The organism is Marinifilum sp. D714 (genome assembly GCF_030851345.1).
Lineage (GTDB): Bacteria > Bacteroidota > Bacteroidia > Bacteroidales > Marinifilaceae > Marinifilum.
The window spans coordinates 1-14,142 of the sequence record NZ_JALPNU010000010.1 but is presented as its reverse complement, the minus strand read 5'-3'; the positions used below and the strand labels follow the sequence as shown (position 1 = coordinate 14,142).

Here is a 14,142-nt window from a genome sequence, read left to right as displayed (position 1 = left end):
GCGATTTTCAATAAATATTCTGGTTTAGTTTTTGATTTAAAGCAAGCTGAGAGAAATGGTATTCGGTTTGATATAAAAAGTTAGGTCTTATGAATTCATGTCAATATGTAAAATTCTTATTGGTTTTATTGGGCATTTGTGTTTTGTTTCCACTTAGTGCGCAAAAAAAGAAATTAAGTTCTGGTGCATTTTCTAAATACGATAAAGTTTTTAGAGGAAATATTGATGACATAAACTTGCCAGACTATTCAGACGGACCTCATTTTTCGTGGATCGACTCAAAAGAGGTAAGAATGTGGTATGTTGATCACTCGCATGAAGAGAATAGTATTAGTATTAGAGAGAAGAGGTTAAAAGTAAAGTCTGATTCAGTACAGGTAAAAGGTCTTAAAGGTGATAAAAATAGATATTGGCTCAGAAGAGGGAATTATCCTGTACAGAGGGATGAATTTGAAAATGTGGAAAAAATATTGGTAGTTGGAGATGTTCATGGAGAATATGATACTTTGATTAAACTATTACAGGGAGCAAAAGTTATTGATGAAGAATTGAATTGGTTGTGGGGTGATGGACATGTGGTGTTCATTGGTGATATTTTTGATAGAGGTGATAAGGTTACCGAAAGTCTTTATTTAATTAAGAAATTGCAACAACAAGCAAAATCAAATAAGGGTAGATTGCATTACTTATTGGGGAATCACGAAATTATGGTATTGATGAATGATGCCCGATATATAGCTCCGAAGTATAAAAAAATGAGCAAACGTTTAATGATAAATTATCCGCGTTTTTTTAAGGAGGATACAGAATTGGGGAAATGGTTAAGGTCTCTTAATTCTGCTGTGAAAATTAATGATCTACTTTTTGTTCATGGTGGAATTTCGCCTGAAATGATTGAAAAAGAGATGTCTTTAACTCAAATTAATGAAGAAATAAGAATGAGTTTAAAGCCGGATCATGGAAAAACGCAGGCTGAATTGATGAAAGAAGTTTATTTTCCTGGCAACCCGCTGTGGTATAGGGGGTATTTAATGAAAACACGTAATTATTCTATAATTACAGATGAAGAATTGGATAGGGTATTAAATTATTATAAGGTAAAAAGAATATTCTTTGGTCATACCGAAGTAGAAACGATTAGATTTTTAAAAGATGGAAGATTGGTTGCAATGAATGTCCCAATGGGTTATGATGAAATAAAATCACAGGTATTACTATTTGAAGATGATAAATACTATCGCATATTTATTGATGGGAAAAAAGAAAGTATTGAATAAATATTACTATAAAATGGATAATGGGGGCGTAATAAGAAAAGGGCGAAATCTTGTTTTACTATTAATGTTATTGGTTTGTTCAGGAAATATTCTTAGTGCAAATCCAATAACAGCAAAGGATAGAGATAGTCTGTTAAATTTACCATTGTTTAAGAATGAAGATCTTTTAAAGATTGAATTAAAAACTGATTTAGCATTATTAATAAATGATATTGCAGAAAAGAGGAAATATCATAAAAGTGAATTAAAGGTGCTATCAGAGAATGGAAAGGCAGATGTATTTGAGGTAAAAGTAAAAACCAGAGGTAATTTTCGTCGTAGAAAACAAAATTGTAATTTTCCCCCTTTACGGTTTAAAATACCCGTTAAAGAAGCTAAGGGAACGGAGTTTGAGGGGCAATCAAAATTAAAATATGTGAGTCATTGCCAGTCTTTTGTTGACGACTATGAGCAGCATACCATTGAGGAATATCTTATATATAAGATGTATAATTTGATTTCGAATCACAGTTATCGTGTTCGATTATCTCAAGTTGCATTTATAGATGTAAACTCCTCAGATACAATAACAAAGTTTGGCTTTTTTCTTGAAGACAAGGAGGATGTTGCATTAAGAAATGGAAAGAATATTTTGAACTTCAAGAACATGAAGCAATATGAGATATTGAGAGAAAATATGGTAATGCTTTCTTTATTTCAATTAATGATAGGCAATGCCGATTGGGATGTTGGCCGATTGCATAATATAGATGTTTTATCTGTTAGCGAGCATAGTATTCCAGTTGTAGTACCATTTGATTTTGATTGGTCTGGGATAATTAATCATTCGTATTATACTCTTTCACCTAAAATCGAACCAGACGCAAAATACAAACGCTTATATAAAGGTATGAGGTGGAATTCAGAAGAACTGGCACAAGCTTTTGAGAACTTTAAGGAATTAAAACCTTCTTTCTTAGAAGTTATTAGCAGTTGTACTTATCTAAAAGATGAAAATCGAAATAAATTAATAGGATACATAGAAGAATTTTATAGGTTAATTAATTCCAAAAGAGATGTTCGAGAGGTAATAGAGAAAAATTCTCCAAAAATTCCTAAGACTCGATAAAAATTAGACTTTTTCTATAAAAAGTTAAAAATATTTGCGCAATCGATAAAAATCAGGGGTTCTACTGTGATTTTTATCGGTTTTTTTTGTGATATACCCCTTTCAATTTCCAGGTAGTCTTGCGATATTTATTTTTTTTCATCATTTTTGTATTGTGTAGTTGAGGGGGTGTTTAGTAAAAAACAACTATTTTTTTCTAATTACCCCTTAAAAATTACAGACAACATTAACTATTAACTAAAATTTTTAATTTTATGGCCACCATTAGATTTCAAGCGTTGAATGAATTGCTGTCGAGACAGCCAAAATCGGTGTCGTTGCCTTCTAATAAGGTAACTGATTATTATGGAGACTTAGTTTTTAATGTAGAATCCATGCGAAAGTATCTGTCGAAAGATGCTTTTAAGGCTGTTATGACAGCAAACCAAAAAGGGGGTTCAATCGACAGAAAAATGTCGGATGGGATTGCTTTGGGAATGAAATCTTGGGCAATTGAAAAAGGAGCTACTCACTATACTCACTGGTTTCAACCATTGACTGATGGTACCGCAGAAAAACACGATGGCTTTATAGACTATGGTGATGGTGGAAACATGATTGAAAATTTTTCAGGGAAATTATTGGCTCAGCAAGAACCGGATGCTTCATCATTCCCTTCGGGAGGGATCCGTCAAACTTTTGAAGCTCGAGGTTATACAGCTTGGGACGTTTCTTCACCAGCTTTTATTATAGGGACTACTCTTTGTATTCCTACTATATTTATTTCTTATACAGGTGAAGCTCTTGACTATAAAACACCATTATTAAAAGCTTTGGCTGCTGTTGATGAGGCTGCAGTTGATGTTTGTCAATATTTCGATAAAAATGTAACCAAAGTTCATGCGAATTTAGGTTGGGAGCAGGAATACTTCCTTATTGATGAGGCATTGTATCAAGCACGTCCAGACCTTACTTTAACTGGTCGTACATTAATGGGGCATTCTTCATCTAAAGATCAGCAGTTGGATGATCACTATTTTGGTTCTATTCCAGAACGTGTGTCAAAATTCATGATGGACTTGGAGGTAGAGTGTCACAAATTAGGAGTTCCTGTAAAAACTCGTCACAATGAGGTAGCTCCTTCTCAGTTTGAGTTGGCTCCAATTTTCGAAGAGGCTAACTTGGCTAATGACCACAACCAATTGGTGATGGATGTAATGAAAAGAGTTGCTCGTAATCACAAGTTCCGTGTATTGTTCCACGAAAAACCATATGCTGGGGTTAATGGATCTGGTAAGCACAACAACTGGTCGTTAAGCACTGATACTGGCGTTGTTCTAATGGCTCCAGGTAAAAATCCTAAAGGAAACATGCAGTTTCTTACTTTTGTTGTGAATACATTAATGGCTGTATATAAGAATCAGGATCTTCTTCGTGCATCAATTCTTACTGCATCTAATAGTCATAGATTGGGAGCTAACGAAGCACCACCATCAATTGTTTCTGTATTCTTGGGTGATGAGGTATCTAAGATGTTGAAGAAAATTGTTGAGGAAGTTGGAGAGAAGAAAATGACTCCAGATGAAAAAACAGCATTGAAATTAGGTATTGGTCGTATTCCTGAAATTATTTTGGACAATACCGATCGTAACCGTACATCTCCATTTGCTTTTACAGGTAATCGTTTTGAGTTCCGTGCTGTTGGTTCTTCTGCAAACAACGCTGCAGCTATGACTGCTTTAAATGCCGCAATGGCAGTTCAGTTGAAAGATTTTAAAGCTGCTGTAGATCGATTGATCAATGAAGGAATCAAAAAAGATGAAGCGATCTTCCAGGTTCTTAAAAAATTGATCATTGAATCTAAGCCAATCCGTTTTAATGGTGATGGTTACTCAGGAGCATGGGTAATCGAGGCTAAAAAACGTGGTTTAACTAATATTACTAGTGTGCCGGAATCTCTTTCTAAATATCTTGATGCACCTGCTAAGAGATCTTTGATTGAAAGTGGTGTAATGACAGAGAAGGAATTGGAAGCTCGTGTTGAGGTTGAAATGGAAAAATTCACCATGAAGATACAGATTGAAGCACGTGTGTTAGGTGATTTAGCAATCAACCATATTGTACCTACTGCAGTGGCTTACCAAACCAAATTGATTCAGAATGTTCAAGGTTTAAGAGATATCTTCTCAGCTGATGAGTTTGAAGAATTAGCTGGAGCCAGAAAAGAGTTGATCAGAGAAATTTCGGGTCATATCTCTTCAATTAAAGCGAAGGTGAAAGGAATGGTTGAAGCTCGTAAAGAATGTAATGTTATTGAAGATGGACACAAAATGGCATTTGCATACGATCAGAAAGTGCGTCCATATTTAGAAGATATTCGTTACCATATTGATAAGTTAGAACTTGTTGTTGATAATGAAATGTGGCCATTGCCAAAATATCGCGAATTGTTATTCAATAACTAGTTCAATCTATAATATTTTTAGAAAAAGGATGTTCATATATAATGGGCATCCTTTTCTGTTTTGATAGGCTGCCAATGGAATAAAATATTTATTTTTATACTTTATAATCGAACATATCACGTAATGAAAACTCTTTCTTTCGCAGGATTACTCTGTATAATAGGCTTGTTAATATCTTGTTCATCTCAATCTTACGTTAATCGTGGAAATAAAATGCTGAAATCTGGTAGGTATTTTCATGCACAGGAAATGTATGAAAAGGCATATAAAAAAGAGAAAGACAGGGAGCGAAAAGCTGAAATTGCATTTATGAATGCAAATTGTTTTGATGAGATCAATAGACCGCGAAAAGCAGCATCTTGGTATCGAAGGGCTATTATGAATAGGGATACTTTTGTGGAAGCTGTGAAAAAATTGGGTTATGCTGAGCTTAAAAACTATAAACTTGAGGAAGCGGAAGAAAATTTCTGGGAATATTTGGATTTAAAACCAGAGGCTGAACAGGCTGATGATGCAGCCAAAATTCTGAAAAGAGTTTCCTATTGGGAAGAATTTCCTGGAAGATACAAGGTAGAGATCCTGAAAGATTTTAATTCATCATCTAGCGATTTTGCTCCAATATATATGGGACAAGATACCAATGTGATATTTTTTACATCAAATCGAAAATTAAATGATAAGGTCAAAAAAGATGGTGTTACGGGTAAGTACTTTACAAACTTATTAGAGTCGCACTATTCAAATGAAGTGGTTCGAAAATCACGAAAGAAAAAAGGAAGAAAGGCCAAAACTCGAAAAGTAATCACTGATACTTATCAATGGAGTAAGCCATCTACAGTTGGGGATACTATTAATTCTGAATGGAACGAAGGTGCCGCTTGTTTTAATTCAAGTGGAGATATTTTTTACTTTACTTCTTCGCGAAAAATAAATAAGGACAATCAAGGAACAAAAATTTTTGCTGTACAAAGGCAGAATGGAGAATGGGGCAGAGTAGCTCTTCAGGAATTGGTTCCTGATTCTTTGTCTGTTGCGCATCCGTCAATTTCTGCCGATGGTACGATTTTATATTTCGTTTCGGATATGCCAGGTGGCTATGGAGGAAATGACATTTGGATGAGCAAAAAAAGCGGAAGCGGCTGGACGGAGCCACAAAACTTAGGCAAGCCAATCAATTCTGAAAAAGATGAACTGTTTCCGCATATCCGTGATAATGGTAAGCTTTATTTTGCATCAGATCGTGATGGAGGAATAGGAGGATTGGATATTTATATGGCACAAAGAGGTGAGTCTGGCTTGTGGGAAATTGAAAATATGAAATATCCAATCAATTCAACAGCCGATGATTTTGCAATTCATTTTCAGCCGAATAAAGAAAAAGGAATGTTCTCATCTTCGCGAAAAAAGGGAAATGATGATATCTATCGATTTGATTATGTGCCTTTACAATTTACATTTTTAGGACAAGTTGTGGATTCGGAATCTAAAACCCCTGTAGAAAGAGCTAGTATCAATTTGGTATCATCTGATGGAGAACAGTTGGATGTGAAATCAGATGACAAAGGAAACTTTCGATTTGAATTGAAACCTGACTTGGAATACATCGCTATGGTTTCAAAAGAAGGTTACTTGAATGGAAAAGAGCAGGTAAGCACAATGGGAATTCAAGTTAGCCGAAACTTTAAATCGATAATAGGATTGAAGGCAATAGAAAAACCAATTGAGTTGCCGAATATTTTTTACGATTTTGGAAAGTGGAGCCTTCGCGAAGAATCGAAAGAAGCTCTTGATGGTTTGGTTGAAACGCTAAATGATAATCCAAAAATTACCATTGAATTGGGTTCGCATACCGATTTTGTTGGGAGTGAATCAACCAATAAAGACCTTTCTCAGAAACGAGCACAGTCGGTTGTTGATTATTTAATTGAAAATGGAATTTATTGGGATCGTTTGGTTGCACACGGATATGGAGAATCGCAACCTAGAGTTGTGAGTAAAGAAATTGCCGATGAATATGATTTCTTATCGGAAGAAACTGTTCTTACCGAGAAAAATATTTGGCAGTTTACTTCTAAGCAAAAAGAAATTGCCAACCAGTTGAATAGGCGAACTGAGTTTAAAGTTCTGTCAACCGATTATGTGCCTGGACCTAATTCCAAAGTAAAGCCGGGAAGCGATCCTAATCAGATCGGAAATACTTTAATTAAAGATTTGAATAAAGTACAAGGAGTCTTTTATACCATTCAGATTGGTGCTTTTGGTAAAAATACGGTTCCGGGAGTAATTCAAAATTTTAAAGTGGTTTTCAAAGCTCCGGTTAATCAATCGGCCGTTCGATATACCACAGGAATTTACGATAGCTATAAAGAAGCCAAACTTGAATCACAAAAGATCAATAAGAAAGGAATTAAAGCATTCGTAATCGCATACTATAAAGGGAAAAAGATTACCTTTGCCGAAGCTAAAAAATTGAAGGAGTAATTTCCTTTTATACTTTATCTAAACAACCATGAGAAAAGACGAAAGATACAATCTTAGAGGAGTTTCTGCTTCGAAGGAAGATGTACACAGTGCAATTAAAGACCTTGATAAGGGTCTATTCCCGAATGCCTTTTGTAAGGTGGTTCCCGATTATTTAACTGGCAATGATGAATATTGCAATATTATGCATGCCGATGGAGCTGGAACAAAATCATCATTGGCATACATGTATTGGAAGGAGACTGGTGATATTTCCGTTTGGAAAGGTATTGCTCAGGATGCTTTAATTATGAATATTGATGATTTGCTTTGTGTAGGTGCGGTTGATAATATTCTTTTGTCGTCTACAATTGGAAGAAACAAGAATTTGATTCCAGGAGAAGTAATTTCTGCAATTATCAATGGAACTGAAGAGTTGCTTGCCGAGTATGCTAAGCTTGGTGTAAATATTCACTCAACTGGTGGTGAAACTGCAGATGTTGGAGATTTGGTAAGAACCATTATTGTTGATTCTACCGTTACTTGCCGTATGAAACGTGAAGATGTAATCACCAATGAGAAAATTCAGGCTGGCGATGTAATTGTTGGTCTTTCATCATCGGGTAAGGCAACTTACGAATCGGAGTACAATGGCGGTATGGGTTCAAATGGATTAACTTCTGCTCGCCACGATGTTTTCTCAAAATATTTGGCCGAAAAATATCCTGAAAGTTTCGATAATGCTGTTCCTGAAGATTTGGTTTATTCGGGGAATTGCAAATTAACCGATTCAGTTGAAGGTGTAGATATTGATGCAGGAAAATTGGTGTTGTCAGCAACCAGAACCTACGCTCCAATTATCAAAAAAATCTTAGATAAATATCGTTCTAAAATTCATGGAATGATTCACTGTTCAGGTGGAGCCCAAACCAAGGTGATGAATTTTGTAGACAATTTACATGTGGTAAAAGACAACATGTTCGATGTACCACCATTATTCAAGCTAATTCATGAGCAAAGTGGAACTGCCTGGGACGAAATGTACAAAGTATTTAATATGGGACATCGATATGAATTGTATGTTCCACAGGAAATTGCTGAAGATATCATCGCTATCTCAAAAGAGTTTAATGTAGATGCTCAAATTGTTGGTAAATGTGAAACCTACGAAGGAAAGAAATTAACGATTAAGAGCGAGTTTGGAGAATTCGTTTACTAATTGTAAATCATATAATATAAAAAAATGCCACTCAGATTTTGAGTGGCATTTTTTTATTCATTTATTTCGAAGCCCCATTCTTTAATTACTTTGGGCTCGTCAGGATAAACAGCAAGCAGCAAATTTCTAATGCTGCGAATTTCACTTGAGATAAATTTTAAATCATTGCTCTTTGAGCGATCAACGGATTGTTTTTTAGCACTTGGTTCTGACTCGAGATCTTTAAAATTTCTGATTTTTTTAGATTTTTCAACTAGGCGATCCATGTCGACAGCTCCGTTCAAAAGACTTTTTTTCTTATTACATTCGTGTCTTTTGTTGATTTTTCCTAACAATCCCAATAATTGATCTTCGTTCCGGGGTATTCTAACTTTAACCATAAGCATTGGATTAGGCGATGATAACTAATCAAATTCAAAATTTTGTTATTACAGGTAAAATTAGAAGTTGCAATTTGCTCTATTTGCAAATATAAAATCCAATAAAACCATTTTGGTTAAAGGGTATTTGGTTTTGTAAACAGTTTTATTGAATTCGCGCTTCTTCTCTATAAAATAAAAATAGTTTTTGGCGATTAAAAAGTAAATAGGAAGAGTGATTTTTTTTCAATTTAAAATCATGATAATTTAACGTAGTTTGTTTAAAAAGGAGCGATTTTGGTAAGCTTTTTGTTTGCAGTTTTTCTCTCTACTTTCATCTAAATTAAACAACTGATGAACTATAATTTCATACTTCAGTCTTAAAGTCGTTTTATTTTTCTAATTTTGTGCAAAATTTAGAATATTGTAGCATGAGCAATAATTTGATCCTAGATAAATTAGAAGGTGTCTTCATCAGATTTAAAGAGGTTGGTCAATTGATTACCGACCCTGAAGTGATGGGAGACATGAAGCGCTTTGTAAAACTGAGCAAAGAATATAAGGAATTGGAAGCAGTTACTGAAGCTGCTAAAGAATATAAAAATGCTGTTGATACAATTGCTGAGTCGAAAGATATCATTGCAAATGAGTCTGACGAAGAGTTGAGAGAAATGGCAAAAATGGAATTGGAAGATCTAGAAGTTAAGCTTCCGGATATGGAACAAAACATTAAATTGTTATTGGTTCCTGCAGATCCTGAGGATTCTAAAAATGCAATTCTTGAAATTAGAGCTGGAACTGGTGGTGATGAGGCAAGTATTTTTGCTGGTGATTTGGCAAGAATGTATACCAAGTATTGTGAAGCTAGAGGATGGAAAGTTTCTATTTCAAGCTTTAGTGAAGGTACATCAGGTGGTTACAAGGAAATTGTAATGAATGTAAATGGTGAAGGTGTTTATGGAGTACTTAAGTATGAGTCTGGAGTTCACCGTGTGCAGCGTGTGCCTCAAACCGAAACGCAGGGGCGTGTTCATACCAGTGCTGCATCAGTAGCAGTATTGCCAGAGGCTGAAGAATTTGATGTTGATATCAAAGAAAGCGATATCCGTAAAGATACTTACTGTTCTTCTGGTCCAGGTGGACAGTCGGTAAATACAACCTATTCGGCAATTCGATTGACTCACATCCCTACAAATATTGTAGTAACTTGTCAGGATCAGAAATCGCAGTTGAAGAACTTGGCAAAGGCGATGGTAGAACTTCGTTCACGTATTTATGCAATGGAGCATCAAAAATACTTGGATGAAATTTCATCGAAACGTAAAACTATGGTTTCAACTGGTGACCGTTCAGCTAAAATTAGAACGTACAATTACCCGCAAGGGCGTGTTACTGATCATCGTATCAACTTAACGTTATACAACTTGTCGGCAGTTATGGACGGCGATGTTCAGGAAATTATCGACAAACTTCAAATTGAAGAAAACGCAGAACGACTTAAAGAAAGTGGTTTATAAAGATATTGGCAGTGGTTTTTCCACTGCCTTTTTTGTGTTAAAATATTACTAAACAACCAATTTTATTCAATATGAATTATCAGGCATTATTTGAGCAAATCAAAAAGAAGAAAAGTTTCCTTTGCGTAGGTTTAGATAGCGATATCAAAAAAATTCCATCTCACCTATTAGATTCTCAGGATCCGGTATTTGAATTTAACAAGGAAATTGTTGACGCAACTGCGGAATTTACCGTTGCTTACAAGCCAAACATTGCTTTTTATGAGTGCCGAGGAGCTCAAGGATGGAATAGTCTTGAAAAAACTGTAAACTATATCAAGGAAAATTATCCAGAGATTTTCTTGATTGCTGATGCAAAAAGAGGGGATATTGGAAATACATCTAAAATGTATGCAAGTGCATTTTTAGAAAATATGCAATTCGATTCAATTACAGTTGCACCATACATGGGTGAGGATTCTGTAACTCCATTTTTGGAGTATGAAAACAAATGGGTTATTCTTTTGGCTTTAACTTCGAACAAAGGAGCTTTCGATCTTCAGTTTTTCCAAGAAGGAGAACAGAAGTTGTTCGAGAAAGTTCTGGAAAAATCTCAAGATTGGGGAACCAAAGAAAACATGATGTATGTAGTTGGAGCCACAAAAGCTGAAATGTTAGGAGGTATTCGAAAGATTGCTCCTGATCATTTCTTATTGGTTCCAGGTGTTGGTGCTCAAGGAGGAAGTCTTCAGGAGGTTGCAAAATATGGTATGAACCAATCATGTGGATTGCTTGTGAACTCTTCAAGAGGAATTATTTTTGCGGATACTTCTAAGAATTTTGCAACAGTAGCTGGTGAAAAAGCCAAAGAGTTACAATTGGAAATGGAAGAATTATTAAAGGAAAAATCGGTATTGTAGTAAGTACGCCTTTAAAATATTGAAGCGACGTTTTGTTAAACGTCGCTTTTTTATTGTCTTTTACTGAGCGAATTGTTAAATTTCGAATATCTACTGTAAAAATATTATGGTATGAATGAGGAATTTCTGCAATTTATCTGGAAGTACAAGCTTTTTGATGATCAAAATCTATTCTCTACTGGGGGAGATAAAATAGAAGTTATAAATGTTGGGAAGCAAAATAAAGATGCTGGTCCGGATTTTTTTGATGCGCGGGTTAAGATTAATGGTGTGATGTGGGCTGGAAATATAGAGGTTCATATCAAATCATCATTCTGGTATCAGCACAAACATCAACAAGATTCAGCCTATAATAATGTGATTTTGCATGTAGTTTATGAAGATGATGCCGATGTATTTATAGGTGAAACCAGAAAATTACCTTGCTTAATTTTGAAATTCGATTCGGGTTTGCTCCAAAATTACAATCAGCTTATGCATTCCACTCAGTGGATTGCTTGTTATGATGAAATCAGTTTGGTTGAAAAATTCTTTGTGCGAAATTGGTTGGATCGAATGATATTGGAACGCTTGAAGAGAAAATCTACTGATGTAAAGAAAATGTTGAAACTAAATAAGAATTCATGGGAAGAAACATTTTATCAGATTATTGCCAGATATTTTGGGATGAAGATCAATGCTGATCCCTTTCAGCAATTGGCGCAGGCTTTACCTTTAAAGATTTTGGCTCGTCAAAAGAACTCGCTTTTGCAACTGGAAGCCTTATTGTTTGGTCAGGCTGGAATGCTGAATGATTCTATTGATGACGCTTATTATAAAAACCTACAGCAAGAATACTTGTTTCTCGCAAATAAATATGAATTAAAACCTTTGCCTTTACATCGATGGAAATGGTTGAGGTTAAGGCCAGGTAATTTTCCAACGATTCGAATTGCTCAGTTGGCAGCTCTTATTCATAAGTCTTCTTCTCTGTTTTCAAAAATTTTGGACTGTACATCTTTTAAAGATATTCAGCAATTGTTCGAAATTCAGATTTCTGATTATTGGAGGACTCATTATCAATTTGGTGTTGAGTCAAAATTCAAAAGTAAACAGCTTGGAAAGATGACAGTCAATTCGATTGTTATAAATTCGGTTGTTCCCATCTTGTTTTGTTATGGTGAAATTAACGAAGATGAGGTGATGAAAGAAAAAGCTTTAAAACTTTTGGAAGAGGCTCCTGAAGAAAAGAATTCTATAATTGATAAATGGAAAGAATGCGGAGTGGAAGTGAAATCGGCTTGGTATTCTCAAGCTTTATTGCAGTTAAAGGTGAATTATTGTGATGAATACAGATGTCTTCAATGCGAATTTGGCAATCGAATTATTCGATTGAGAAATTATCAGGCGTATGCCAAATAAGTTTCTACAGCTATATTGTATTTAAGGATATTGATTATCTTAGATTATTATTGATTTGCTCCTATGAATAGACAAAAAATTTGGGAAGAAAATATCCGAACTTTAAGTATTGCCATGTTTTTTTTAGTGCTAACAGTTTTGGTTGGTACGGCTGGTTATATGTATATCAATGAAGCTTACAGTATTGTTGATGCTTTGTATATGACGGTAATAACCATTTCTACTGTTGGTTTTCAGGAGGTTCATCCATTATCAGATGTAGGAAAAATATTTACCGTATTTTTGATATTTATAAGCTTTGGGATTTTTGGTTATTTGGCGTCTGCAATAACCAGGTTTATTTTAGATGGCGTATTTCGTAGAAATTTAAAAGATTATAGGATTGTGAGGAAAATTGAAAAATTAAATGGTCATGTAATTGTTTGTGGTTTTGGCCGAAATGGTAAGCAAGCAAGCTTGGAGTTGATTGAGCATGGTGAGGATGTTGTTGTTGTAGATTCAAATGAGTCTGCGATTGAGAGAGTCCGAGCTTTTTCTGATCTTCTTTTTATTCAGGGTGATGCTACCATGGAAGAAGTGCTTGATATGGCTAATATATCTGAAGCTAAAGCATTGATTACCGCAATTCCCAACGATGCGGAAAATGTTTATGTAGTTTTAACTGCTCGTGAAATGAATCCTGGTTTAAAGATTATTTCTCGCTCGTCCAATAGTCAATCCGATAGTAAACTGAAAAGAGCTGGAGCTGATAATGTAATAATGCCTGATCGTTTGGGAGGTCAGCAAATGGCAAAGTTGGTTGCTCAACCCGATGTGGTTGAATTTTTGGATAATATTCTATTACAATCTACAAAAGGCGTAAAACTGGAAGAGGTAAGTTGTCAGGGGTTGTCTGGATGTTTTGCTGGAAAATCAATAAAAGAATTAAATGTACGAAATAGATCAGGTGCTAATATCATTGGTTTAAAAGATGGAGAGGGTGTATACATTTACAATCCTTCTCCCGAATTGATGCTAGAGAAAAGCTATCATTTGTTTGTTCTTGGGAATAAAGAACAGGTAAGTAGTTTGAAGGAACTTTTATTGAATGGAATTTAGAAATTACACTTAGAATAAATCTATTTTAAAATCGCAATCTCATTGCGATTTTTTTTTGTAATTGTAAATCAGGACTTTGTAATTTTTCGTTGTATTTTCTTTTGAAAATGTTTGGAAGTTTGGACTTTCGTCTATTATATTTGCATCCACTTTCAACGGAGAGTGGATTTATAAAATGGTTGTTTAGTAGTATTTTATAGGCAGCGGTAGGGTGGTCGTAGGAATCTTTTTTTTTAATTGATTATTTACACCTACTAAACATCCAATTTTGAAATTTTTAAAAGTTTTTTTTTGAAAGCATTAGGAATTGTGAAAGTAATTTATTTATCTTTGCAGCCGCTTTTGATTGGGATGGCGATT

At 34.8% G+C, this 14,142-nt stretch carries 10 protein-coding genes; 9 read left to right on the top strand and 1 reads right to left on the bottom strand.

The window, feature by feature from the left end:
• Window positions 1-89: 89 nt before the first annotated feature.
• The 5 genes from M0051_RS10995 (at window position 90) to M0051_RS10975 (ending at window position 8,508) form a co-directional block, all read left to right on the top strand.
• Window positions 90-1,277 carry a metallophosphoesterase gene (locus M0051_RS10995; protein WP_306741585.1) on the top strand — a complete coding sequence of 396 codons (1,188 nt, stop codon included), beginning with the start codon at window positions 90-92 and terminating at the stop codon, window positions 1,275-1,277.
• Complete coding sequence (locus M0051_RS10990) at window positions 1,252-2,385, top strand: hypothetical protein (RefSeq protein ID WP_306741584.1); 1,134 nt, start codon at window positions 1,252-1,254, stop codon at window positions 2,383-2,385. Before M0051_RS10995 ends, M0051_RS10990 begins: the two co-directional genes overlap by 26 nt.
• Window positions 2,386-2,639: 254 nt before the next feature.
• Window positions 2,640-4,829, top strand: a complete 2,190-nt coding sequence (locus tag M0051_RS10985; protein WP_306741583.1) for a glutamine synthetase III — start codon at window positions 2,640-2,642, stop codon at window positions 4,827-4,829.
• 213 nt (window positions 4,830-5,042) lie between these two features.
• Complete coding sequence (locus M0051_RS10980) at window positions 5,043-7,310, top strand: OmpA family protein (protein ID WP_306741582.1); 2,268 nt, start codon at window positions 5,043-5,045, stop codon at window positions 7,308-7,310.
• 28 nt (window positions 7,311-7,338) lie between these two features.
• Entirely contained in the window at window positions 7,339-8,508 is a 1,170-nt protein-coding gene (locus tag M0051_RS10975) for an AIR synthase related protein (protein ID WP_306741581.1), read from the top strand.
• A 53-nt stretch (window positions 8,509-8,561) separates the two neighbouring features.
• On the opposite strand, the gene M0051_RS10970 is transcribed toward M0051_RS10975, so the two are convergent.
• Window positions 8,562-8,888 carry a hypothetical protein gene (locus M0051_RS10970; protein ID WP_306741580.1) on the bottom strand — a complete coding sequence of 109 codons (327 nt, stop codon included), beginning with the start codon at window positions 8,886-8,888 and terminating at the stop codon, window positions 8,562-8,564.
• 425 nt (window positions 8,889-9,313) lie between these two features.
• Between M0051_RS10970 and prfA the strand changes: the two genes are divergently transcribed.
• The 4 genes from prfA to M0051_RS10950 all read left to right on the top strand — a co-directional run bounded on the left by prfA (window position 9,314) and on the right by M0051_RS10950 (window position 13,782).
• Entirely contained in the window at window positions 9,314-10,384 is a 1,071-nt protein-coding gene (gene prfA, locus M0051_RS10965; RefSeq protein WP_207784720.1) for a peptide chain release factor 1, read from the top strand.
• 71 nt (window positions 10,385-10,455) lie between these two features.
• Window positions 10,456-11,283, top strand: coding sequence for an orotidine-5'-phosphate decarboxylase (gene pyrF, locus M0051_RS10960; RefSeq protein ID WP_306741579.1), 828 nt, complete (start codon window positions 10,456-10,458; stop codon window positions 11,281-11,283).
• A 111-nt stretch (window positions 11,284-11,394) separates the two neighbouring features.
• Window positions 11,395-12,684, top strand: a complete 1,290-nt coding sequence (locus tag M0051_RS10955; protein WP_306741578.1) for a DUF2851 family protein — start codon at window positions 11,395-11,397, stop codon at window positions 12,682-12,684.
• 63 nt (window positions 12,685-12,747) lie between these two features.
• The gene (locus tag M0051_RS10950) at window positions 12,748-13,782 is read left to right on the top strand and encodes a TrkA family potassium uptake protein (RefSeq protein ID WP_306741577.1); all 1,035 of its coding nucleotides are present in this window, start codon (window positions 12,748-12,750) and stop codon (window positions 13,780-13,782) included.
• Window positions 13,783-14,142 lie beyond the last annotated feature (360 nt).

Bases quoted from the DNA above. Each gene is read 5' to 3' on its own strand.
- M0051_RS10975 (WP_306741581.1), top strand. From the start codon at position 7,339: ATGAGAAAAGACGAAAGATACAATCTTAGAGGAGTTTCTGCTTCGAAG.
- M0051_RS10985 (WP_306741583.1), top strand. From the start codon at position 2,640: ATGGCCACCATTAGATTTCAAGCGTTGAATGAATTGCTGTCGAGACAG.
- pyrF (WP_306741579.1), top strand. From the start codon at position 10,456: ATGAATTATCAGGCATTATTTGAGCAAATCAAAAAGAAGAAAAGTTTC.
- M0051_RS10980 (WP_306741582.1), top strand. From the start codon at position 5,043: ATGCTGAAATCTGGTAGGTATTTTCATGCACAGGAAATGTATGAAAAG.
- M0051_RS10990 (WP_306741584.1), top strand. From the start codon at position 1,252: ATGGGAAAAAAGAAAGTATTGAATAAATATTACTATAAAATGGATAAT.
- M0051_RS10950 (WP_306741577.1), top strand. From the start codon at position 12,748: ATGAATAGACAAAAAATTTGGGAAGAAAATATCCGAACTTTAAGTATT.
- M0051_RS10955 (WP_306741578.1), top strand. From the start codon at position 11,395: ATGAATGAGGAATTTCTGCAATTTATCTGGAAGTACAAGCTTTTTGAT.
- M0051_RS10970 (WP_306741580.1), bottom strand. From the start codon at position 8,888: ATGGTTAAAGTTAGAATACCCCGGAACGAAGATCAATTATTGGGATTG.
- M0051_RS10995 (WP_306741585.1), top strand. From the start codon at position 90: ATGAATTCATGTCAATATGTAAAATTCTTATTGGTTTTATTGGGCATT.